The organism is Nocardia bovistercoris (assembly GCF_015674855.1).
GTDB classification, from domain to species: domain Bacteria; phylum Actinomycetota; class Actinomycetes; order Mycobacteriales; family Mycobacteriaceae; genus Nocardia; species Nocardia bovistercoris.
Genome location: NZ_JADMLG010000010.1, coordinates 182,247 through 204,184 on the forward strand (window position 1 = coordinate 182,247; position 21,938 = coordinate 204,184).

Consider the following 21,938-nt stretch of genomic DNA (forward strand, 5'->3'; position numbering starts at 1 on the left):
TGACCCTGTCATCCATTCGACGTATCGACAGTGAAATAGATGGCTGTGCAGTGTGATCGCTGCCAGAATTCTTCGTATGACACAGAGCGTGGAAGGTGATTCCCGGCCGAATCCGGAGGCATTGGTCGTCGTGTACGCGGTGGGCGAGACGGGAGCCACCGCCGACTTGTTGGGGCGGGCAACGCTGATCAACCGGCAGTTCGCCCTCGTATCCGAACCTCTCAACCGGGTATTGGCCGAGCATCCGAGGCGAATGCGGGTGGGGGTATTCGCCGCACGACATGCCTATCAGAAGGCGCCGAAGGTGACGACCTGTGGCGAGATCATCGACGTCGCCTTCACCCGGGTCGTCGAGGAGGATCGGGAACTGGTCCTGCTCGACCTCGCGGTCGAGTCGGCGGCGCCTGTGTTGTTGCCGTTCCTGGTGCCCCCTCGGGAGGACATTGTCGCCGCACTGCGCGGTGTGCTCGACGGAAACCCGTTGTCCGCCCCCCATATCGGCGATCCCGCCGACCCCGTCGCCGTGTTCCGCAAGGTGATGGGTTGGGACAGGTAGAGCAGGCCGCGACAGTGGGCGATGCGCAGCGCCACGGCATCCCGCGAAATCGTGTCGTCGACGTGGCGCTGGTGGTCTCGGCGGGGGCGGTGGATCTGGCGTTCTGGAATGGCAGTCGTGAGTTGGCCGGTGGTGGCGTGCTGCCGCTGTGGGTCGTGCCGTTCCTCAGCGCGGTGATGTGTTCGCTGCTGTTGTTGCGACAGCGGCACCCGATACCGGTGTGGGTCGCGCAGGCCGCCTACACCGGCATCAACTTCCTGATTCCCGCCTACTACCCGTTCGCCTACCTGCTGGTGGCCTCCTACGCGGTGGCCGCACGCAAGACGATGTCGGTCGCCCGGTGGATCCTGCCCGCCGCCGCTGTGCCGTTCGCCCTTTTCAGCTATCACTCCGCCCAGACCGCCGCTTCGGGACAACAGGCTGCGCGGGAGTTCCTCGTCGCGGCGGGCATCTGGACGATGTTCATGTCGATAGCATGGACTCTGGGGCGGCTGGCCTACACCCGCGAGCAGCAGGCCCGTGCGGTGCAGGCGCGGATGGCAGAAGAGGCGGAACAGGCGTTGGCCGCCCAACGGCTGCAGTTGGCCCATGAACTGCACGACAGTGTTTCCGGCGCGGTCGCCGGGATGGTGCTCTACGCGGGCGCGGCGCGTGCGGTCGCCGCGGGTGCCGATCCTCGAACCCACGACGCGCTGGAAGCCATCGAGAAGACGGGGCAGCAGGCCATCGGCGAGCTGCATGCGCTGCTCGGCCTGCTCCGCTCCACCGATACCGTGAAAGGCCACAGCGAGAAGCCACGCTCGCAAGGCATCGACGAGTTGGTCGAATTGACCCGAAAAGGTGGAATCGAAGTCCGCTTCGACCACACCGGCTCACCTGCTCACGGTCTCGACCCGGATATCGATCTGGCTGTCTACCGCATCGTGCAGGAATCGTTGACCAACATCATCAAACACGCCGGTCGTGACGCGGTCGCCGCAGTGGATATCGAGTGGGGTGCGCGCACCGTGATCGTGACCGTCGAGAGCGGCGGCGGACGCGGGTCGGCGGACACGGCGAAGGACCTGTCTTCCGGGCAGGGACTACGTGGACTGGGTGAACGTATCGAGGCGCTGGGTGGCAGCCTGGAATTCGGTCCGGTGGACGCAGGCTGGCGGGTCAACGCCGAACTTCCTCTCACCGCGTCGAACCTGTCCCGCCGATCGAGATGAGGGCTCGATGACGATCACCGTGCTCATCGCCGAAGACGAGGCGCTCGTGCGCGCCGGATGTGTGATGCTGCTGGAAGCCACCGCCGATATCGAGGTCGTCGGCGAGGTCGGCGACGGTGCGGCGGCGGTGGAGCGAACAGGCTCGCTGCGTCCCGACGTCGTGTTGATGGACTTACGCATGCCGGTGATGGACGGCATCGCCGCGACCCGCGCCATCACCGAAATCTCCGACCCGCCCGCTGTTCTCGTCCTCACCACGTTCAACGAGGACACCGCGGTGCAACAGGCGTTGTCCGCTGGAGCGAGCGGCTTCCTGCTCAAACACGCCGCGCCCGCCGATCTGGCCCAAGCCATCCGGCACTGCGCGGCGGGACAGGGATGGCTCGATCCCGCGGTCATCGGTGGCGTACTCACCGCACTACGCCGAACCGGCCCCCGCGCGCACACCGCACCGGCCGCGTTGGCGGAGTTGACCAACCGAGAACGCGAAGTACTCACCATGATGGCTCTGGGACATTCCAACGCCGAGATCAGCAAGCAATTGTTCATCAGCGAAGCCACCACCCGCACCCATGTCTCCCACATCATCACCAAGACCGGCGCGCGCGATCGCACCCGAGCCGTCGTTCTCGCCTATCAGAGCGGCCTGATGAATTGAAGTCGCGATCCGGTGCGGTAGGCGCTCTCGGCGCTGGATCAATTCTCTCATCGCCACACGGTATGCCGGAGATACCACAGTGCGCTGATTCGCTGGAAGGGCCGCTTCAGCCATTCTGAAGTATGTCAGCGCATCGACGATGAACCAGGAATCACGTCGATGTCCTTGCTGTACCACACCTTCCACTGTCCGGGCCGACCGGCATCGTTCGGCCCGGCGACGAGTCATGGAGCGATAATGAACACACCCGACCGTACTCCGGTATGCAGCCCGAAATCCCTGCCGGAGGAAGTCCGGATCGAATCCGCCAGGACCGCCGTGGAAATCAACCCGGCCAACCGTCCCTACCTCCGTCCCGCCGCCGCGATGATCGGTGCACAGAGTTCGACCAAGGAACTGATCGCCGCGTTGGCGACGAAGTACTGGCGAAGCGGCGGTGTGCATCTGGGAGTCCGATTCCTCGACACCGAGGACACCGCGTTGCGGAACCGCATCCTCGTCCACATGAACGCCTGGTCTTCGGGGGCGAATGTCAAGTTCGGTCTCAGCCTCGGTCGTGAGGCCGAGGTCCGCATCGCGCGTACCCCCGGCGACGGATATTGGTCCTACTTGGGCACCGATATCCTCCATATCCCGATCGACCAGCCGACGATGAATCTGGACTCGTTCTCGATGGACACCGACGAACGCGAATACCGACGGGTCGTCCGTCACGAGACCGGTCACACCCTCGGGTTCCCACACGAACATCTGCGCCGGGAGATAGTCGGACGCATTCATCCGGACAAGGCGATCCGGTACTTCCGCGACCGTTCGGGATGGAGCGAGAAGACGACACGCGCCCAGGTCTTGACTCCACTCGAAGAGACCGCACTCGTCGCGACTCCGACTGATACGCAATCGATCATGTGCTATCAATTGCCCGGATACATCATGCGTGACGGCCGTGCGGTACCCGGTGGCCTCGATATCAACGATCAGGACCACCACTTCGTTCGCAATCTCTACCCGGCCCGGCTGGTCGGTTCACAGTAGGAAGCATTCGACCGTGCCGGAGGCCGCGACCGCGGGGGATTCCGAGGAAACGGCTGTCCCGTATGCGCGACTCCGGTTGACTATCATCGACATTCGATCACCAAGGGGAGGCGCAGCAGGGTATGGGGTACTTCAACGGGGGCAGATTCAACCTCACTGTTTCGCTGCGCTACACGCCGCGAGCGGGTGAGCTCGAGTTCTTGTTCGATCTGTTCAACCGCACGTCGCGACTTTTGCACGGCGCGACCGATGGCGTTCATTCCATCGGAACGGTGCTCTTCGCCACCGATGGTTTCGGCGGAGCCGACGCGAGTATCTGGCTGCATCCCCGCAGCAGATTCTGGCCCGACTCCGGCGCGGCGCGATTGTGGCTGCCCGCGGAGTCCTTGGACACCTCGCAGGACTATCTGATGTGGCCGACGGTCCTGGTCCACGAGCTTTCCCACTATCTGTACGACCTGCTCGACGAGTACAACAACTCCAGTTGGTGCCAGGGCGATATCAAGACCCGAGCATCGATCATGGAGACCTACCCCTGGGAGGGCCAAACCCGCTGGACCGATGCGAAAGAGAAGGACTACCATCTCTCGTTCGAGCAGTTCCTGCGGGACTACAACGATGGGACCGCGATCTTTCGAGAGGGCGAACCCACGCGGTATTGCCATGCGGGCAACCACAACACCGACGTTCACAACAACCAGAACGACTGCCACGGCCTGCAGTCCTGCTGGACATACATGGCCGCGGACAACAACCACAACAACATCGCCTACGGCCTGACCGAACCGAAAGCCGATGGCCTGGAATCGAACCTAACGCCCGCGGACGTCGCCTGCACGATCTTGATACCGGCTCAACGTTTCGAGTTGGTACTCGACCGTTCCCTCGCGATGGCCGGGACCACACTCGAGCAGCTGAAAATCGGCGCCAAGTTCTGGATCGACTACGTCAACCCACTCGAAGAACTCGGGATGGTCACCTTTGCCGATGAAGCGACCATCGACATCGCGCGAAGCGCGGTGCCCGCGGCCGAAGAAGAAGCCGCGGCCTGGCGTCGTGATCGGCATGCCGTCATCGACAGGCTCGCCGCGGATGGGGGCCAATTCGGCATCGTCGCCGCACTGCTACAAGCAGTGAACGAGATCACCGCCCGTGGCCGAGCCGCCAGCCAGGTGATGGTGCTGTTCACCAACGGGCGCCGGAATGTGGGGGTGGGAACCGTCGAGCAGATCCTGCCGGAGCTGCTCGCGCGCGGTGTGCGTGTCTACACGATCGGAATAGGCGCAGAGCAGGATTCGGTGATGCTCGAATCGGTAGCCACGACCACCGGGGCCAGGTACTTTCCCATCTCCGCCGACCTCACACCCGAACAGGCCGAAAAGGCGATCCTCGCCGCCATGGTCCAGATCGCCGGTGAGAGCCGCGAAAACGGCGGTGTGGTCGCTTTCGACGACATCGACGGCGCAGGCGCCCCGATCGATCGAGGCGCACCGTTCTTCCGCGGGTCCAACAGAGGATTCGGCGAACCCGACCCGCGGCGACCTCTACGGTTCCCCGTGAACCTCAGCGAGGGAAGCGTTCACGCCACACTCGGCGCGCTGTGGAATTCGGGATACCGGAGCGTTCGCCAGGTCAGGATCTACGATCCCGACGGTAGCGAGGTAGCCCCGGGCCGAGGAGTCCGCTACGTCGAGGGAATCGACGCATACGCGTTCTACGAGGTCTCGACCCCGATGCCGGGCATCTGGCATGTCGAAGTACTCGGTGAGATATCCGGTGATTCCGGCTTGCGTAGTCTCGGCCTCGAAGTCAATCCGGATATCAGGCTCGAGGCCACCGCGATCCCGCACCACCCGGCCCGCGGGGAAACCTTCCGTATACGCGCGCGCCTGCTCAGTCCGCATCCGGTACCGCACGCCACCATCCTGGCCCGGATCCATTCCCCCGAGGGCGTTTGGACGGAAGCACGGTTGGTACGCGGTGAGCAGAGCGCAGCCGAAAAGGGGCTCTACATCGCCGACGTACCGACGGACGAGGATCGACCCGGTCAGTACTTGATCGTGATCGACGCGAACGTCGAATCAGGCACCTTCGTTCAGGAGATCGACGATCTCTACACCATGCACGCCGACTTCGAACCGGGACAGCGAACCCGAACCGTCGCCACCCCGGATGTCCGACGCCGCGCGATCCTCAGCGTAGTGACGACCGAACGGACACCGAGCCCGGACGAGCCGATCCCAGGAAGCAATAGCGTGGATCCCGTGATTCCGGAGGATCACGACGACTATCTGAGGAGGTGTCCTTCCTCGCGTCGGAGCAGTTGCCCGCCTCCTCCATCGTCGAGTTGATTCGCGGAATTTCTCGGAACACGCGGTCGCGCCATGTTCGGGTAGGAGTCGAATGATCGCTCATTTCAGCAGTACCGGTAGTCGGCGGTGTCCGTTGGAGATGAATCCGGGGGTGGGGTGGACGGGTTCGTCGGCCAGTCGGATGTCCGGGTAGCGCGCGAACAGCGCGGGCACGGCGATATTGGCTTCCAGGCGTGCCAGGGGCGCGCCGAGGCAGCGGTGTATGCCGTATCCGAAGGCGAGGTGGGTGGTCGCGCTCGAGCGGGTGGGGTCGAAGGCGTCGGCGGTGGGGCCGTGGACCGTGCGGTCTCGGCCCGGTCCGGCGAAGCAGGGCATGATCGGGTCGCCCGCAGTGATCGCGACGCCGTCGAGGACGAAGTCGGCGACGGCGTAGCGCAGGGGGACGTGGGCGATGGGCGCCTCGAGGCGTAAAGCCTCTTCGATCACGGTTCTCCATTCCAGCTCGCCGTCGGTCACGGCGCGGCGGTGGTCGGGGTGGGTGAGCAGGAGGTGGATGGTGTGGTCGATCAGGCTCACCGTGGTCTCGTGGCCCGCGTTGACGATCAGGTAGAGGGTGCCGACGATTTCGGCTTCGGTCAGGCCGCTTTCGGCGCTGTCGCGGATCAGGGCGCTGGTCACGTCTTCGCCGGGGTGTTCGCGGCGGTGGGCGATGACCTCGCGCAGTAGCGTGATCATCGTCGTGTAGGTCGCGGCGGCATCCTGGTTGTCGGTGTCGAATACCGCGTCCACGCAGTGGCGCAGCGGCTCGGCGAGGTGGTCGGGAACTCCGAGCAGTGCGTTGATCACCCGGATCGGCAGCGGGTAGGCGTATTCGGCCCGCGCGTCCACGGTCTGGCCCGCGTAGGCCGCGTCCATGTCGGCGAGCAGTTGCTCGGCGATCGCGTCGATGTGTTCGCGCAGTGTCTCGGTGCGGGCGGGGCTGAACCACGCGGACACGGGTTTGCGTAGTCTGCGGTGCTCGCTGCCGTAGGCGGTGAACATGGAGGGGGTGTTGACCCAGGCGGCCAGCGGCCAGTCCTGCGGAATCCTGCCTTCGATGAACGCGGGCCAGTGCTGTCGTGGGTCTTTGGACACCGTGGCGCTGGTCAGGATGTGTTCGAGTGCCTTCGCGCCGGTCACCGACCACACGCGTACTCCGCCCGGCAGTTCGATCGGGGTGACGTTTCCTCGGGCTCGGATGCGGGCGAGTTCGCCTTGGAGGTCGGCGCCGTGCGGGTCGAGGACGATCGGGTCGGTGTCGGAAAGGCCGCTGTTCATCGAGAACTCCTGTCTGAAACCGAGAGCCGGTTTCCTTGACGAGTGAGGTCACAGACGCGGCCACGCCCCCCTGTTGTGACCATCCCCCCGGGACCCGGTGTTGGCCACGCCGTCGGCGGCGTCGCGCGAGCCTGTCTCGGACACCAGTAGAAACCACCGCCCGCGCGCGGATACCGCTTTCCCGCCAGATCGGCGATTTTCAGCCGGCCGCGCCGCGGTCATCGAGTTCTGCGACAAGTCGGCCCTCGCCGATGAAATCGGCATCCGAGCAGCGAAGTCCACCTCGCCGATTCGGCAGTATTCGTCCGCCCGGCGAAATCACTTCGGGTACGTCCAGTGGGCGGTGAGGGTGGTGAACGAAGGCACGACGGCCGCGTAGCCGCTGTAGCCCGGGGGCCGGGTGTCAGTTGCGGTGGTGGCGCGGCTGACGCGGGTCCGCCGACCGAGCGGGTCGGCAACGCAAGGCCAAGGGCGGCAGTTCGTTTCACGCCTGGGCCGGGTGGTAGGGCGGGGCGACGCCCCAGCCCCAGTGCGGCACCGGAGCTTCGGTCGGTGGGTCGGCATCGGGCTGGGAATTGGCGAGCGCGATTCGGGTGCCCCATTCGATGTAGCCGAGGAACGCGGCGCGGAATTCCGGGTCGGCGGGCAGACCGACCTCGTCGGCGGCGTCCAACAGCAGGCCGACCCACCGCCGCCGCTGTGGTTCCGTGATGGCCTTGCCCAGGTGGTGGACCAACATGTTGTGGTAGCCGCCGCGTTCGTCGGTGTAGCGGGACGGACCGCCGAACACTTCGGCCAGCCACATGGCCACATAGCGGGGATGGCCGGGGTCCATGTTCGCGAACAGCGGACCGACCAGGTCGTCGGCGCCGACGCGGGTGTAGAAGACCTCGGTGAGATGTTCCAACGCCGCTGTGCCGCCGAGCCATTCGCACATGGTCGGCACCGAGGCCCCGACCCCGCGCACCGCGGTCCGCTCGTAGTGGCGCATCTCCTCGATCCCGCCCACATAAGGTTCGATCTCGGCGAAGAACGCCACGAAGTGTTCGCCGCGTCGGAAGCCTTGCAGATGATCGTCGACCGAGGTCCAAGTGATCCGCAGGACATAGCATTCGGGCTCGTCGACGCATCGCGACAGTTCGTAGTCGACGCACTGTGGCGCGAGGGCCAGTGCTCGCGCGGCACGCGCGTAGGCGGCTTCGAATTCGGCGGCGTCAGGGCGCGCGACCCGGTAACGAATGTATTCGATTGTCATGTGCAACACTGTAATCATCGTCGGGCAAGGTGGGTTTCGCCCGGAGAGAACACGCCGACGGACTGGCAGGTATCGTGATCGGCTACTTCTTCGGAAGAGATGCCAGGTAGAAGACCCCTTTCCATTCGGAACTCGGATGGGACTGTTGCATGCCTATCGCCATTGTCACAGCGCCGCAACCAATTTCACGACCGCTTTGCGAAGGTCTACCCGTGCGGGCGGCGCCAATGGGATATCGGTCCGCCAGTGGATGGGTCGAGTCGGCGCGCGAACAACGCGACTGCTCGCGGCCAGATCGTGGACAGCCCTCGGCCCGTCGCCGGGTTCGTCGGTGAGCCCTGAAAGGGCAGGGAGGCCGCGCTCTCGCGGGGAAGTCGACACCGGCGTGCAGCGATAAGACGCCGATAGCCGCAGAGGCTCCTGAGCGGTGCTCGAGGTGATCGTTTGCTATCTTGAACGCCGTTCAAGTGTTGAGTGGAAGGTGATCCGATGGAGGGCGTCGACAACCCCCGCGCGCGTCGGTTGATGTTTTCCGGTCGGGACATGGCCCAGATCGCGGTGTTCGCGGCGCTCATCGCCGCGCTGGGTCTGCCGGGGGCGATCACGGTCGGCTTCAGCGGCGTTCCCATCACTCTCCAGACGCTCGGCGTCATTCTCGCGGGCGCGGTGCTCGGTGCGCGGAAAGGAACGGCCGCGGTGGCGGTCTTCCTCGCGTTGACCATCATCGGCCTGCCACTGCTTTCGGGCGGACGCACCGGCCTCACCGCACTCGCCGGGCCGAGCGCGGGGTATTTGATCGGCTGGATTCCGGCGGCGTTCGTGATCGGTGCGCTCACCGCGCGCATCCTGCCGAAGTATCCGATCGTGCTCGGCCTGCTCGTCAACGCACTCGGTGGTATCGCGGTGATCTACCTGTTCGGCACCGTCGGTCTGCTGCTGCGCACCGATCTCGGGGTGCGTGCGGCGATCACGACCAACGGCGCGTTCATTCCCGGCGATCTGGCGAAGGTCGTCGCCGCCACGGTGGTCGCCAAGGGTGTGCACCGCGCCTATCCCGGTGTGATCGGTGCTTGATCCGCTGCGCGGGCGCGCCGACGAGCGGCCCGCGCTCGACCTGGGCGGCCGGACCTACACCTACGCCGAACTCGATCGTGCGGTCGACGGCGTGCCGGATGCCGACGTCGACGACGTCTCCGATCTCGCACCCGCCGACGCGCTGATCCGGGTGTGCGCCGCCGCCCGCCGCGGCAGGCCGGTGCGCGTCGAGAACCCCGCCGCCCGACCTGCCCGCACGTGGATCCCGGACGCGGCCTTCCTGCTCGTGGCCACCTCGGGCTCGACCGGCGCGCCGCGCCCGTTGGCCCGCACCGCGGCCTCCTGGTATGACAGCTTCCCGGCCTTCACCCGCCTGACCGGGATCGAGCCCACCGACCGCGTGCTGCTCACCGGTCCGCTGCACGCCACCATGCACCTGTTCGGCACACTGCACGCGCTGTGGCGCGGGGCCTGCGTCACCGACGATGCGGCCCGCGCGACCGTCGCGCACGCGGTGCCCGCGATATTGCGCGAGATCGTCACCGCCGCAACGGAACTGCGCACGGCGATCGTGGCGGGCATCGCACTCGACGAGGGCGCCGTCGCCGCCGCGCGCGGCGTGCGGATCATCGAGTACTACGGATCGGCGGAGGTTTCCCTGGTGGCCGCGCGATGTGTCCCCGAACCGCTGCGCCTGTTCGATGGCGTGCGGGCCCGAGTCAGGGACGGCCTGTTGTTCGTGCGCTCCGGATACACCGTGCTCGGCGGGCCGACCTGGCATCCGGTGGGCGATCTCGCCGAACTCGGCCCCGACGGCACGCTGCGGGTGCGTGGTCGCGGCGACGGGGTCATCAATGTCGGCGGGACCACGGTGGTCGCCGAGGACGTCGAACGGATACTGGGCGGCCTCGACGGTATCGCCGCGGTCGCGGTGGTCGGCGCGCCGCATCCGGTGTTCGGCGAGATCGTCACCGCCGCATTGGAACTCGACGAGACCAGGGAGCTGGCGTTGGTGCGTTCGGCGGCGCGCGGACTGTTCACCAAGGAGGCCATGCCGCGCCGGTGGGTGGCCGTGTCCGCGCTGCCGAGGACCGCCTCCGGCAAGGTCGCGCGCGGACACCTGAAGAATATGCTCGTATGAGCCCCGTTCTGATGGCGCCGCGTCGCACCCCGATCGGCAATGCCGGGCACGGGTTCGCCGACCTGACCGTGATCGACCTGGCCGCTCCCGTCCTGGCCGCGGTGTCGCGGGAGGTGCGCGCCGCGGGCATCGACGCCGAGATCGACGATGTGGTGCTCGGCAACTGTCTCGGTCCCGGCGGTGATCCCGCGCGGGTGGCGGCGCTGCGCGCGGGGCTCGGGGTCGGCATTCCCGGCGTCACCGTCGACCGGCAGTGCGGTTCCGGACTCGACGCCGTCATGCAGGCCGTCACCCGTGTGCGGGCCGGCGCGGACGAGTTGCTGATCGCGGGCGGCGTCGAGTCGGCCAGTACCGCGCCGTGGCGCTTCTGGCCGCCGGTCGGCGACGCCGATCCCGTCCGCTACACCCGCGCCCCGTTCGCGCCGCCGGAGTTTCCCGACCCGGACATGGGCGTCGCCGCCGACGATCTCGCGCGCGCTCGCGGAATCGACAGGCGGCGCCAGGACGAATACGCCGAACGCTCCCACACTCTGGCTGCTGCAACCGATTTCACGGCCGAAATCGTGCCGGTCGGCGCGCTGTCGCGCGACCAGCGCATCAGGTCGGGCATGACCGTCGAGCGACTCGCCCGCCTGCGCCCGAGCTTCGGCGCGAACGGCACCGCGACGGCGGGCAATTCGTGCGGCATCTCCGACGGCGCGGCGGCACTGGCCGTCACCACCGAATCCCGCGCCGCCGGACTGCCCGCGCTGCGTGTGCTCGGCTGCGCGGTGACCGGCTCGGATCCGGCGCTGCCCGGCCTCGGCCCGGCCTTCGCGATCCGGAAACTGCTGCGCCGCACCGGATTCACCGTCACCGATATCGGAATCCTCGAGATCACCGAGGCGTTCGCGTCGGTGGTGCTCGCGGTCGCCGACGAACTCGGCATCGACGAATCGCTGATCTGCCCGCAGGGCGGCGCCATCGCCATGGGACATCCGTGGGGGGCGTCGGGGGCGATCCTTCTGGTGCGCTTGGCGAGTCGGATGCTGGCCGCCGACGGTCCCGAACTCGGCGTCGCGGCCTGCGCGATCGGCGGGGGACAGGGGATCGCGATGCTGGTGGAGCGGATGTCGTGAGCGAGATCGTCTTCGACCGGGTGCATCACCGCTACGGCGAACGCCACGTCCTGCGCGATATCCGACTGCGGCTCACCGAACGCCGCATCGGCGTCATCGGCGCGAACGGGTCGGGCAAATCGACGCTCGCGCGCATGGTCAACGGCCTGCTCACCCCGACCTCGGGCACCGTCACCGTCGACGGCGTCGACACCGCCCGCAAAGGCGCGCGGGTGCGGCGCCAGGTCGGTTTCGTGTTCACCGATCCCGACACCCAGATCGTCATGCCGACGGTGGGCGAGGATCTGGCGTTCTCGTTGCGGCGCAGCGGATTGGACAAGGCCCAGATCGCGGCGCGCGTCACCGAGATCCTGGAGCGGTTCGGCCTGCGCGACCACGCCGACCATCCCGCGCACCTGCTCTCGGGCGGCCAGAAACAGTTGCTCGCACTCGGGGCGGTCCTCATCCGCCGCCCGTCGGTGATCGTCGCCGACGAACCGACGACCCTGCTCGACCTGCGCAATGCCCGCATCGTCGCGTCCGCGCTCGACGCGGTCGACCAGCAGGTGATCGTCGTGACCCACCAGTTGCCGCTGTTGGATACCTTCGACCGCGTGATCGTCGTGGACGAGGGCGCGATCGTCTTCGACGGCGCGCCCGCCGACGCCGTGCCCGCCTACCGTGAGCTGATCGAATGATCGGCCTCTACCACCCGGGGCATTCGATCCTGCATCGCCTCCCCGCGCGGTTCAAGCTGCCGGTGCTGTTCCTCGCGATCGTGGCGGCCACGGTCGCGCTGCGCACACCGCTCGAGGTCCTGATCGCCGCGGTGGCGGTCGGCGCGCTGTTCGCGCTGGCGCGGATTCCGTGGCGCACGGCGCTGGCCCAGCTGCGGCCGGTGGTGTGGATGTTGTCGGTGATCGCGGTGTTCCAGGTGCTGATCACCTCGCCGCAGCGCGCGGCGGTGGTGTGCGGGGTCCTGCTGATCTCGGTCGCGGCGGCGGCACTGGTCACCCTCACCACGCGGGTGAGCGACATGCTCGACGCCGTGACCAGCGCGCTCGGCCCGCTGCGACGCTTCGGCGTCGACCCCGACCGCCTGGGACTGCTGCTCGCCCTGGCGATTCGGTGCGTGCCGCTGCTGGCGGGCATCGTGCACGAGGTCGCCGAGGCGCGCCGCGCACGCGGATCGGAATGGTCGATGACCGCGCTGGTCACCCCGGTACTCGTGCGCGCGCTGCGCACCGCCGACGCCCTGGGTGAGGCGCTGGCCGCGAGAGGAGTCGACGATGAGTGACCTGCTGACCGAGCGGATCGCGGTTGCGGCGCACCGCGATCCGCACGCGGTCGCCGTGCGCGCCGCGTCCGACCGCGTGCACTACGGCGAATTCTGGCGCCGGGTGACCCGCACCGCGGCCGGTCTGCGCGGAATGCGCCGGGTCGCGGTGCTGCCGACCTCCGATATCGAATCCCTGGTGATCGTGACGGCGGCGATGCGGGCGGGCGTCGCGGTGGTACTGCTGCACCGCCACCTGCTCGCCACGCAACTGGCCCGCGTGCTCGACCTCGCCCGACCCGGCGCCGTCGTGGCCGCGCCGCGACAGCACGCGCGACTGCGCAGGCTCGGCCACGCGCACACGGTCACCGCCGCCGACCTCGAATCCGACGGCACGCCCGAATCGGCGCATCCGGATTCCGAACTGCTGGTCGGCATCACCTCCGGCACCACCGGCGAGCCGAAACTGTTCGTGCGCGACCAGAAGTCGTGGGCGGCGACCCTTGACCGCAGCGATCAGGTCTTCGACATCGCCGCCGGTGACCGCGTATCGGTGCCCGGCGTGCTCGACCACACGCATTTCCTCTACGGCGCGCTGCACGCGCTGACCCGAGGGGCGAGCGTCGACCTGCGCCCGGTGACCGACGCGCTCGGCGACGGCGCGACCCACCTGTACTCGGTGCCGACCATCGCCTGGGATGTGGTGCGCGGCGGCGGCGGACCGTTCCCGCTGGTGCGGGAGGTGCTGTCCTCGGCGGCGCGCTGGCCGCGGGCCGGACGCGAGGCGTTGCGGCAGACCCTGCCGAACGCCACCCTCACCCACTTCTACGGCGCCTCCGAACTCAGCTTCGTGTCTTTCGACCGCGGTGTGGACGACCGCTCGGCCGGACAGTTGTTCGACGGCGTCGACGCCGAGATCCGCGACGGATCGGTCTATGTCCGCAGCGACATGCTCTTCGACGGCTACCTCACCGACAGCGGCCGCACCGGCGGACCGGTCGACGGCTGGATGACCGTCGGCGACCGCGGCGAGGTCGACGGCCGCGCGCTGACACTGTTCGGCCGCGCGAGCGAGATGCTGATCCGCGCCGGACTGAATGTCGAACCGGCGGAAGTGGAATCGGCGTTGACCGCGCTGCCCGGCATCGGCGAAGCGGCCTGTATCGGCATCCCCGATCCGCGCATGGGCGAGGTGCCGGTGGCCGCGATCGTGGTCGACGGCGACCCGCCCCCGATCGCCGAGATCTGGCGACACCTGCGCGCCACCGTGCCGACCCCGAGCATGCCGGTACGCGTGCTGCCGGTGGCGAGTCTGCCCCGCACCCCGCGCGGCAAACTCGACAAGCGGGCGCTGCGCGAGATATTCAGCACCGCAACGGAATCCGACGGCCCGCGATAACCGGAACCGACCGCCGCGACCGCTTCGTCGCGGGGTCGACCTCCGGCACGGTCAAACCACCAGCGGCGTCGTCGGTGTGAAGACGACCGGAAGCGCGGTCAGCGCCCGGTGGAACGGACCGGGACGCCACGCGGGCGGTTCCTCGTCCGGGTCGAGCCGCATCTCGGGCAGCACATCGAGCAACTGGTCGATCGCCGACTGCGCGATCAGATAGGCCAGCGACTGCGCGGGACAGGCGTGCGGGCCGATGCCCCACGCCAGGTGGGCGCGGTTGCCGGTGAGGTCCTCGGCGCGGATCGCCGGATCGTTGTTGCAGGCGGCCATGCTGATGACCACCGGCTGGTGCGCGGGCAGCCACACGTCATCGATCAGAATCGGCTGACGCGGATAGGTGACCAGCAGGTTCGCCAGCGGGGGGTCGTTGAACAGCACCTCGTCCAGCGCGTCACGCGAGGACAGGTTGCCCGCGACCACGCTGGCGCCGAAACGATCGTCGGTCAGTAGCAGCAGCAGCGTGTTCACGATCAGGTTGAGTTCGTACTCGATCCCGGTGCCGTAGACCTGCGAGACATGGTGCGACACTTCGACATCGTCGAGCGGGTGGGTGAGCAGCACCGAGGTGAGATCGGCGCCGGGCTCGGACTTCTTGACCGAGACCAGCCGCGAGAGCGCCTCGCTCAGCAGTTGATTGCCCTGCTCGGTGTCCGCGCCTTCGAACAGCGCCGCCGTGCCCGCGGCGACCTGTCTGCCGATATCGTCCGGGCAACCGAGAATATGGTTGGTCGCGGCGAAGGCGAGCGGGAACACGTACTGGCTGATGAGATCGGCCTTGCCGTCCCCGCAGAACGAGTTGACCAGGTCCAAGGCCGTGCGCTCCACCGCCTGTCTGGTGGCGAACAGGTCGACCCGCCTGATGCTGTCGGTGATGGCCTGCCGATACCGCGCGAACTCCAGCCCGGTGCTGCGACTGGCCATCGGCCGCCATTCCAGCAGCGGCAGGATCGGGCAGTCCTCGGGGACGCCCTGCTGCCAGGCGCGCGGGTCGGCCGGGAAGTGTTCGGGATCGTTGAGCACGCGCACGGCGGTGCGATACGAGATCACCAGGGTGGCGGGCACATCGGGGGCCAACTCGACCGGGGCGAGCGAGCCGTATCGGTCGCGCATCATCCGGTAGAAGGCGTGCGGGTCGGCCGCGAATTCGGCCGAATGCAGGGGAACGCGCGGTTCGTCGGAAAGGATCGGTGAGCCGTGGGAGACCGGGCAGGACCGGTCGACGGCAGGTGGTGTGCTCAAGCAGAACTCCCGGGTATCTTTCTGAGCTACGGATTTGGGGAAAGAGTCACGCTGGCCGAGACGGTTCCCGCGCCGTTGATCCGGACGGCATCGGAGACGCGTCCATGCTACGACGCCCGCGGCGTGCCGGAGTGCCGAGCCGAATGCGGCGAGCCGTGCGCCGATGCGGCGGGAGTACCCGCACCGGCGCTCCGATCAGGGCCGCGGCGGTGCGAAGGGCAGCGAATCGGAATCGTGGACAGTGACGAGGATTACGGCGTCGCCGAACGGTTCGTCGCGGCGCGCGAGCCGATGCGCCAACCGCGCCAGCGGAATTCGCCACCGATACTTGGCGTCGAGCTCCGAGCGCACATACGGCAACAGCGTGCCCGCCGTCACCAACTGCGCGTGCCCCTCACGCTGCCGCGACCCGAGCACCGGACTGCCACGCCAGTCACCCGGCTGCACCAACACCCGCTCGTCGGTGGCGAACTGGTCGGCCTCCGCCGAACGCGACGACACGCTGAACGCGAGTTGCCCCGCACCCACCGGCACCACCAGCCTCGGCACCGTCACCAACTTGCGCGGCCCGACCACCGGCCGCGCCGCCAACACCGTCCTCGCCTCCCGCCACAACGCCGTGACCGGCGAAGGCTCCCGCGCGGGCGTGCGCATCCGGTGATACCCGCGCGGCGCGGGCCGCGCGATCAACTCGCGTTCGACGGGAATCTCACGGTGGGCGGGAACATCGATCAGAGTGCCGGTCATCGCATCCGAACCTTCCGGTGACGAAATCGGTGGCGGGCACGACGAATCGGTGCGGCCCCGTCGCCGAACCCGATCCCCACCTCGCGCGCCCGACCGTCCGCACGGACGACGAACCGCGAGTGCGAGACCACGACCATCGTGGTGGACGTACCTGCCCGTGCTCCACCAGCCATACCCGATGACAGCGACGATAATCACAGTTCGGGCCGGGCGATACAGTCGCCATGTCGTGACAGGACAGGAGGAGTGGGACTTTGGGTGACGGGGCGACGGTCGAGCCGGATGCCGTGATGGTGGATCGCGGTGCCCGGCTGTTCGAGTATCTGGCGCAGGTGCAGGGTATCGGTTCGACGCGAATGTCCGATCTCGCCGATTCCGGGTCGGTGACATGGTTGGCGAATCTGCCGGGCCATCACACGGTCCGGTACGCCCCCGCTTCGGATGGGCCGTTCCTGGTGGTCGGCAAGGTACAGGTGGAGCAGCCGCCCGCGGTGGACCCGCGGTTGGCGGGCCTGCTCGCCGCCGCCGACACCGAGGACCCCGACCGGGAACCCACCCTGCGGGACCGGCGTCACGGTGCGGGCGGCGCACAGCGGGCCGCGCACGATCCCGAGATCGCGGCACTGTTCGACGAGTGGTTGGCGCGGTGGCGGATGTGGGCGCTGCGGGCACGACCCGATGTCGCCGCGCAACAGCTGTACCGTCACCTCTACCAGTGTCATGTGACACTCGGCGTTGCTGCGGAATCGCAGGAGGCGGTGCTCGGAGTCGGCTGCCTGTCCTGGAGTCCCGAGGGACACGCCGCAGTGCGCCGACACATGCTGAGTGTGCCGGTCACCGTTGGTTTCGACGCCGATTCCGGCGAGGTCAGCGTGAGCGTGCTGACCGAGGCGGGCGTGGGCGGGATGAGCGTCGAATTGATGGAGTTCCTCGACAGTGCCAAGGTGTGCGCGCCGACGGGATTGCGCGAGGCGGAACGTTCGGCTCGCGAGAACGACATCGATCCGCTGGATCGCGCGGCCGTCGGCGCCCTCGTGCGGCGGATGGTCCACAGTGTGGATCCGGCGGCGACCTACCTCGACGACATGACAGCCGCCACCGCGACGCGAACACCGGTGGCCACCTACGCGCCCGCCGTGATCGTGCGCCCGCGTGGCCGCCGCGGTCTGGAGCGACTCCTCGGATCCATTGCCCGGCGCATCCGCGAGCGGCGAGCCCTTCCGGACGGACTCCGCGATCTCGTCGACCCCGACCACGTGCCCGCACCGGTGTCCGACGCCGATGACGGGGCCATCGTCAGGGACGGAACGGATTGTTTTCTGCCGTTGCCGCTCAACGATGTTCAGCTACGCATCCTCGACCATGTCGACAATCACGCGCACACGGTGGTGCAGGGTCCGCCGGGGACCGGCAAGACCCATACCGCCGCCGCGTTGATCACCCACCTGCTGGCGCAGGGCAAGCGGGTGTTGGTCACCGCGCAGACCGATCGTGCCCTGGAGGAGGTGCGGGGAAAACTCCGCGAGGAGATCCGGCCGTTGTGCGTCTCGGTGGTGGGCGCCTCGCGGGAATCGTTCGCCGACCTCGAATCAGCGGTGCGAACGATCTCCAAGATGGCCGACGACCACGATCCGAAGGTCTCGGCGGCGCGCGGCGAGAAGGCACGGCTGCGGATCGCCGATCTGCGTGCTCGGCGTGCCGATGTGCGGCAGCGGCTCTCGCGTGCCCGCGAGCTCGAGGTCGCGCGCCACGATGTCCGCGGTTACCGCGGGACGCTGTCGGACATCGTCGTGCGGCACCGTGCGCAGGCGCGACACCACGCGTGGGCCACCGATCTGTTGCCCGCGCGGGTCGACGTGCCGTTGCCGGTGGACGGTGCGGAGGTCGAGCAATGGCGGCGGTTGCTGCTCGATGAAACCCTGCGCGACCCGGAAGTGCGGGCGCCCGCGCTGATCCGCGCCGACGAGCTGACATCCGCGCACGAGATGCGCGGATGGTTCGCGCGCCGTGCGAGCGCCGCGTCCCGGTGCCGCGAACTGGAAGCGGCAGGCCGCAGTTCGTGGGCCATCGGGATCACCGAGCTCCAGCCGCACGTGCGAGCCGAATTGCGCGGTCTGATCTGTGAGATGGACCGGGTGGCGACCGAGGAGGAATCCGCTCGCGAACCCTGGATCCGGCAGGCCGTCGCGGACCTGCGCGCGGGCCACGCCGCCCAGTGGCACACCCGAGCCGAGGAGATCGACGCGCTGCTGCGCTCCGCCGAAGGCTGTGCCGCCGAGGTCGGGATGACCGAGGTCACCGTCGCGGGCGAGGATCACGGGCCGCTGGTGGCGCTGGCGGAGAAGCTTATCGCACACCTGGCGGAGAACGACGCGATCAAGACCAACGCGGACGGCTCACCGAAGATCGGGTTCCGCACGCCGCGCATCGTCAAGGAAGCGGCGCCGTTGTTCGAGCGGGTTCGTGTCGACGGCCGCATCCCCACCACCGAGGCGCCGCTGCGGATCTTCTGCCGCGCCGAGGAAGCCATCAGGTTGCTGCACCGGCTCGACGCCATGTGGTTCGGTGTGCTGGTCCCGCCGCCCGCCGCCGTGACCATCGGTGGTCGGCTGGCCTGGCACCGCGATGCCCACGCCAGAATCGTGCGGTTGACCCAGTTCGACGGCCGCTTGCGGGCCGCGGGGACGACGCTGCGCGAATACGGTCTGGCGGAACCGGATTGGGCCGATGCCCGGTCGGTGCGGTGGCTGCTCGCGGCGTTCGACGCGGTCGCCGCGATGGACGAACTGCGGGCAGCCGACGTGCCGATCGAGGCTGTGCGTTCGCGATTGCGTGGCCTGCGAAGTGATCCCGGGAGTACGGCGACGATCGCCGCGGCCTGCGCGGCGATCGAACACGGGGACGGCGATGCCTACGCCGCGGCGGTGGCACGGCTGGCCGTGGTGGACGGCGCGAGGCAGCGCTACGGGCGGCTGCGGGCTCTCGAGGCTCGCATGTCGGCGTTACCCGCGCTGCGTTCGGCCGTCGAGGCGACCCCGAGCGATCCGAAGTGGGCAGCCCACGCGGCCGAGCTGTCGGCGGCCTGGGACTGGGTCGCGGTCGGCGGGTGGCTCGCCGACGAGTCGGACGCGGAGGTGAACGACCTGTTCACCGCGCTCGACGACATCGAGTCCGGACTGCGCGCGGCCGCCACCGACCTGGCGGTCCAGAAATCCTGGGATCGCGCCGTCGGCCCGGGGGGACTCACCCGCACCGCGCGCGCCGACCTGCAACAGTACGTGCAGCTGGTGCGGATGCTCGGCAAAGGAACCGGGACCCATGCCGCGCGCCACCGCGGCAATGTGCAACAGGCTCTGACCCGCTGCCGGGCAGCGGTTCCGGTGTGGATCATGCCGATCTACCGGATCGTGGAACAACTCGACATCGAGCCGGACATGTTCGACGTGATCGTCGTCGACGAGGCGTCGCAGGCGGGCCTGGAGTCGGTTTTCCTGCAGTACCTCGCGCCGCGCATCGTGGTCATCGGCGACGACAAACAGGTGTCGCCGTCGGGGGTCGGCATCGAGCAGGTGCAGCTGCAACGGCTGGCCTCGCAGTATCTGTTCGATTTCCGGTTCCGCGCTTCCTGGGAGAACCCCAAGCACAGCCTTTTCGACGAAGCGCTGCTGCGTTTCGCCGGACGGCTGACCCTGGTCGAACATCGGCGCTGCGTTCCCGAGATCATCGGGTTCTCGAACATGATCGCCTACGAACCGCACGGGGTGCGATTGGCGCCGGTCCGGATGTTCGGAAGTGACCGGTTGCCGCCGATCGAGGCGGTGTATGTCGCCGACGGCGTCAGCAGAGGTGACAATGTCAACGAGCGGGAGGCCGAGCGGCTGGTCGAGCGCATCGTCGAATGTGTCGGGGATCCGGCGTACGCGGGCAAGACCTTCGGTGTCATCTCGCTACTCGGAAAGAAGCAAGCCAAACTCGTCTGGGACAAGGTGCTGCGGCGTCTCGCGCCGGAGGAGATCGCGCGCCGACAGCTGCGCTGCGGTGACGCCGCCGACTTCCAGGGCGCCGAACGCGACGTGATCTTCCTGTCGATGGTCAAATCCTCCGGGCCGGATTCGTTGCTGGTGGCACAGACCGGTGAGCAGGTGGTGCAGCGCTACAACGTCGCCGTGTCGCGCGCCCGAGATCAGCTGTGGCTGTTCCATTCGGTCGCCATCGAGGAATTGCGCAATCCCGAGGACCTGCGTTTTCGGCTTCTCGACTACTGTCGGACCGCGCGGCAATCGGGTGGCGCCCGTGTGACGATGCCGCGGCGGGTTGCCGAGGATCGTCCGGTCGCGCCTTTCGATTCCCTGTTCGAGCAGCAGGTTTTCAATCGTGTGGTGGATCGCGGATACCTGGTGACCGCACACGAGGACGCCACGGGTTACGACATGGACATGGTCGTCGTCGGTGGTCGCTCTCGGGTGGCGGTGCAATGCGATGGCGATACGGTCGAAGGGCCGGAGCAGTTCCAGTGGGAGATCGCACGGCAACGTGATCTGGAACGATGCGGGTGGCCGTTCTTCCGGGTGCGGCGGTCGCGGTTCATCGCCGATCCGGAATCGGCGATGTCGCCACTGTGGCTGATGCTCGGCGAGCACGGTATCCATCCGGCGAGCGCGCAGGCTGCTCCCGCACTCGAAGAGTCGGCGGTGGCGAGCGCGAGTCCGGTGGTCCAGGACATCGCGCGTCTCCCGGTTGAGGGCGTTGTGCGTTCGCCGGTTGAGGACGTTGTGCGCCCATCGGTCGAGGAGATTGCGCGCCCGCTGGTCGATGATGTTGGGCGTTCGTCGGTCGAGGACGTCGCGCGTGCGCGGGTCGGAGACGTTGCGCGTAAGCCGGTTGAGGAGATTGCGCGGTCTCCGGTATTCGACGAGGACCTGTCGGAGGAGTTCGCGGACGCGGCTGTCGAGGAATCCGCCGCGCTTCCCGAGCCGCGAGTTGGTCGGTCCACGCGGGATCGGGGACAGCGGGTCGGCGTCTCGAGGGAGGAGGAATCGGCGGCGGTGTCGGTTGCCGATGTGGCGGTCGCACCGAAAGTGGTTCCTTACGAGTCGTTCTCCGAGTTGGCGGCCCGACCGGACGAGGTGGCCGACGACACGGTAGTGCACGATCTCGTGCGGATCGTCGGCGTCGAGGGGCCGGTGTGCGGCGGTCGCGTGCACGCGATCTATCTGCGCGGTCGCCCGGCCGCCGAGCACGATCGGCTGCGCGAAGCGGTGGATCGAGCATTGCGCGAAGCCGTGCGTGCCGCGGTGCTCGTGGACGAGGACCCACTCGATCTCGGTGACCCCGAGCGCTGGACCTATCGGCTCCCCGACCAACCCCATTTCCTGCCGAGGACGCTCGGTGCGCGACAGATCAGCCAGGTTCCCGCTCGGGAACTCGCGGACGTCATGCGCAACTGCGGCGACCGGCTCGGGTGGACCGACAGAGCGGCGCTCATGCGCGCGGTCCTGAGCGAACTGGGCGAATCGGACCTGACCGACGAGGCTGTCGCCGAGCTGGCCTTGGTGCTGCCGCTGGCCACGCGGCCGATCCCAGAGCCTCGGCCGGTGTCGTGACTC

The 21,938-nt window shown here is 68.0% G+C and carries 17 protein-coding genes; 13 read left to right on the top strand and 4 right to left on the bottom strand.

Translation table 11 applies throughout. From position 1 onward, the window contains the following. Positions 1–76: 76 nt before the first annotated feature. The 5 genes from IT779_RS23870 to IT779_RS23890 all read left to right on the top strand — a co-directional run bounded on the left by IT779_RS23870 (position 77) and on the right by IT779_RS23890 (position 5,811). On the top strand, positions 77–556 hold the full coding sequence (locus tag IT779_RS23870; RefSeq protein WP_196151629.1) for a hypothetical protein: 480 nt from the start codon (positions 77–79) through the stop codon (positions 554–556). Further along, entirely contained in the window at positions 544–1,767 is a 1,224-nt protein-coding gene (locus IT779_RS23875; protein ID WP_198428865.1) for a sensor histidine kinase, read from the top strand. Before IT779_RS23870 ends, IT779_RS23875 begins: the two co-directional genes overlap by 13 nt. 7 nt (positions 1,768–1,774) lie before the next feature. After that, positions 1,775–2,425, top strand: a complete 651-nt coding sequence (locus IT779_RS23880) for a response regulator (protein WP_196151630.1) — start codon at positions 1,775–1,777, stop codon at positions 2,423–2,425. Between the two features lie 237 nt (positions 2,426–2,662). Beyond that, positions 2,663–3,460 carry a M12 family metallopeptidase gene (locus IT779_RS23885; protein ID WP_196151631.1) on the top strand — a complete coding sequence of 266 codons (798 nt, stop codon included), beginning with the start codon at positions 2,663–2,665 and terminating at the stop codon, positions 3,458–3,460. Between the two features lie 122 nt (positions 3,461–3,582). Beyond that, positions 3,583–5,811 carry a vWA domain-containing protein gene (locus IT779_RS23890; RefSeq protein ID WP_196151632.1) on the top strand — a complete coding sequence of 743 codons (2,229 nt, stop codon included), beginning with the start codon at positions 3,583–3,585 and terminating at the stop codon, positions 5,809–5,811. Positions 5,812–5,871: 60 nt separating this feature from the next. On the opposite strand, the gene IT779_RS23895 is transcribed toward IT779_RS23890, so the two are convergent. Further along, positions 5,872–7,089, bottom strand: coding sequence for a cytochrome P450 family protein (locus IT779_RS23895; RefSeq protein WP_196151633.1), 1,218 nt, complete (start codon positions 7,087–7,089; stop codon positions 5,872–5,874). Between the two features lie 97 nt (positions 7,090–7,186). Here IT779_RS23895 and IT779_RS23900 point away from each other — a divergent pair, with 97 nt between their 5' ends. Then, positions 7,187–7,468: a hypothetical protein gene (locus IT779_RS23900; RefSeq protein ID WP_196151634.1), complete on the top strand. Its 282-nt coding sequence runs from the start codon at positions 7,187–7,189 to the stop codon at positions 7,466–7,468. A 105-nt stretch (positions 7,469–7,573) separates the two neighbouring features. On the opposite strand, the gene IT779_RS23905 is transcribed toward IT779_RS23900, so the two are convergent. After that, positions 7,574–8,344 (bottom strand): group II truncated hemoglobin, encoded by a 771-nt coding sequence (locus IT779_RS23905; RefSeq protein WP_196151635.1) that lies wholly within the window; start codon positions 8,342–8,344, stop codon positions 7,574–7,576. Between the two features lie 489 nt (positions 8,345–8,833). Between IT779_RS23905 and IT779_RS23910 the strand changes: the two genes are divergently transcribed. Genes IT779_RS23910 through IT779_RS23935 form a run of 6 tightly spaced genes read left to right on the top strand, consistent with a single transcriptional unit; the run spans position 8,834 to position 14,292 of the window. Beyond that, positions 8,834–9,418, top strand: a complete 585-nt coding sequence (locus tag IT779_RS23910) for a biotin transporter BioY (RefSeq protein WP_196151636.1) — start codon at positions 8,834–8,836, stop codon at positions 9,416–9,418. Beyond that, positions 9,411–10,520: a class I adenylate-forming enzyme family protein gene (locus IT779_RS23915; RefSeq protein ID WP_196151637.1), complete on the top strand. Its 1,110-nt coding sequence runs from the start codon at positions 9,411–9,413 to the stop codon at positions 10,518–10,520. The genes IT779_RS23910 and IT779_RS23915 overlap by 8 nt, the downstream gene beginning before the upstream one ends. Then, positions 10,517–11,638 (top strand): thiolase family protein, encoded by a 1,122-nt coding sequence (locus IT779_RS23920; protein ID WP_196151638.1) that lies wholly within the window; start codon positions 10,517–10,519, stop codon positions 11,636–11,638. The genes IT779_RS23915 and IT779_RS23920 overlap by 4 nt, the downstream gene beginning before the upstream one ends. Then, positions 11,635–12,315, top strand: a complete 681-nt coding sequence (locus IT779_RS23925) for an energy-coupling factor ABC transporter ATP-binding protein (RefSeq protein ID WP_196151639.1) — start codon at positions 11,635–11,637, stop codon at positions 12,313–12,315. Before IT779_RS23920 ends, IT779_RS23925 begins: the two co-directional genes overlap by 4 nt. Continuing rightward, positions 12,312–12,914, top strand: a complete 603-nt coding sequence (locus tag IT779_RS23930) for an energy-coupling factor transporter transmembrane component T family protein (RefSeq protein WP_196151640.1) — start codon at positions 12,312–12,314, stop codon at positions 12,912–12,914. Before IT779_RS23925 ends, IT779_RS23930 begins: the two co-directional genes overlap by 4 nt. Beyond that, positions 12,907–14,292 carry a class I adenylate-forming enzyme family protein gene (locus IT779_RS23935; protein WP_196151641.1) on the top strand — a complete coding sequence of 462 codons (1,386 nt, stop codon included), beginning with the start codon at positions 12,907–12,909 and terminating at the stop codon, positions 14,290–14,292. Before IT779_RS23930 ends, IT779_RS23935 begins: the two co-directional genes overlap by 8 nt. A 51-nt stretch (positions 14,293–14,343) precedes the next feature. On the opposite strand, the gene IT779_RS23940 is transcribed toward IT779_RS23935, so the two are convergent. Both IT779_RS23940 and IT779_RS23945 read right to left on the bottom strand, forming a co-directional pair. Then, positions 14,344–15,585, bottom strand: coding sequence for a cytochrome P450 (locus IT779_RS23940; RefSeq protein ID WP_196151642.1), 1,242 nt, complete (start codon positions 15,583–15,585; stop codon positions 14,344–14,346). 195 nt (positions 15,586–15,780) lie between these two features. After that, the gene (locus tag IT779_RS23945) at positions 15,781–16,332 is read right to left on the bottom strand and encodes a hypothetical protein (protein WP_196151643.1); all 552 of its coding nucleotides are present in this window, start codon (positions 16,330–16,332) and stop codon (positions 15,781–15,783) included. Positions 16,333–16,586: 254 nt separating this feature from the next. On the opposite strand from IT779_RS23945, the gene IT779_RS23950 reads away from it, so the two are divergent. Beyond that, the gene (locus IT779_RS23950; protein ID WP_196151644.1) at positions 16,587–21,935 is read left to right on the top strand and encodes an AAA domain-containing protein; all 5,349 of its coding nucleotides are present in this window, start codon (positions 16,587–16,589) and stop codon (positions 21,933–21,935) included. Positions 21,936–21,938: the final 3 nt, after the last annotated feature.

Bases quoted from the DNA above. Each gene is read 5' to 3' on its own strand.
- IT779_RS23885 (WP_196151631.1), top strand. From the start codon at position 2,663: ATGAACACACCCGACCGTACTCCGGTATGCAGCCCGAAATCCCTGCCG.
- IT779_RS23930 (WP_196151640.1), top strand. From the start codon at position 12,312: ATGATCGGCCTCTACCACCCGGGGCATTCGATCCTGCATCGCCTCCCC.
- IT779_RS23910 (WP_196151636.1), top strand. From the start codon at position 8,834: ATGGAGGGCGTCGACAACCCCCGCGCGCGTCGGTTGATGTTTTCCGGT.
- IT779_RS23935 (WP_196151641.1), top strand. From the start codon at position 12,907: ATGAGTGACCTGCTGACCGAGCGGATCGCGGTTGCGGCGCACCGCGAT.
- IT779_RS23870 (WP_196151629.1), top strand. From the start codon at position 77: ATGACACAGAGCGTGGAAGGTGATTCCCGGCCGAATCCGGAGGCATTG.
- IT779_RS23890 (WP_196151632.1), top strand. From the start codon at position 3,583: ATGGGGTACTTCAACGGGGGCAGATTCAACCTCACTGTTTCGCTGCGC.
- IT779_RS23905 (WP_196151635.1), bottom strand. From the start codon at position 8,344: ATGACAATCGAATACATTCGTTACCGGGTCGCGCGCCCTGACGCCGCC.
- IT779_RS23920 (WP_196151638.1), top strand. From the start codon at position 10,517: ATGAGCCCCGTTCTGATGGCGCCGCGTCGCACCCCGATCGGCAATGCC.
- IT779_RS23880 (WP_196151630.1), top strand. From the start codon at position 1,775: ATGACGATCACCGTGCTCATCGCCGAAGACGAGGCGCTCGTGCGCGCC.
- IT779_RS23945 (WP_196151643.1), bottom strand. From the start codon at position 16,332: ATGACCGGCACTCTGATCGATGTTCCCGCCCACCGTGAGATTCCCGTC.
- IT779_RS23895 (WP_196151633.1), bottom strand. From the start codon at position 7,089: ATGAACAGCGGCCTTTCCGACACCGACCCGATCGTCCTCGACCCGCAC.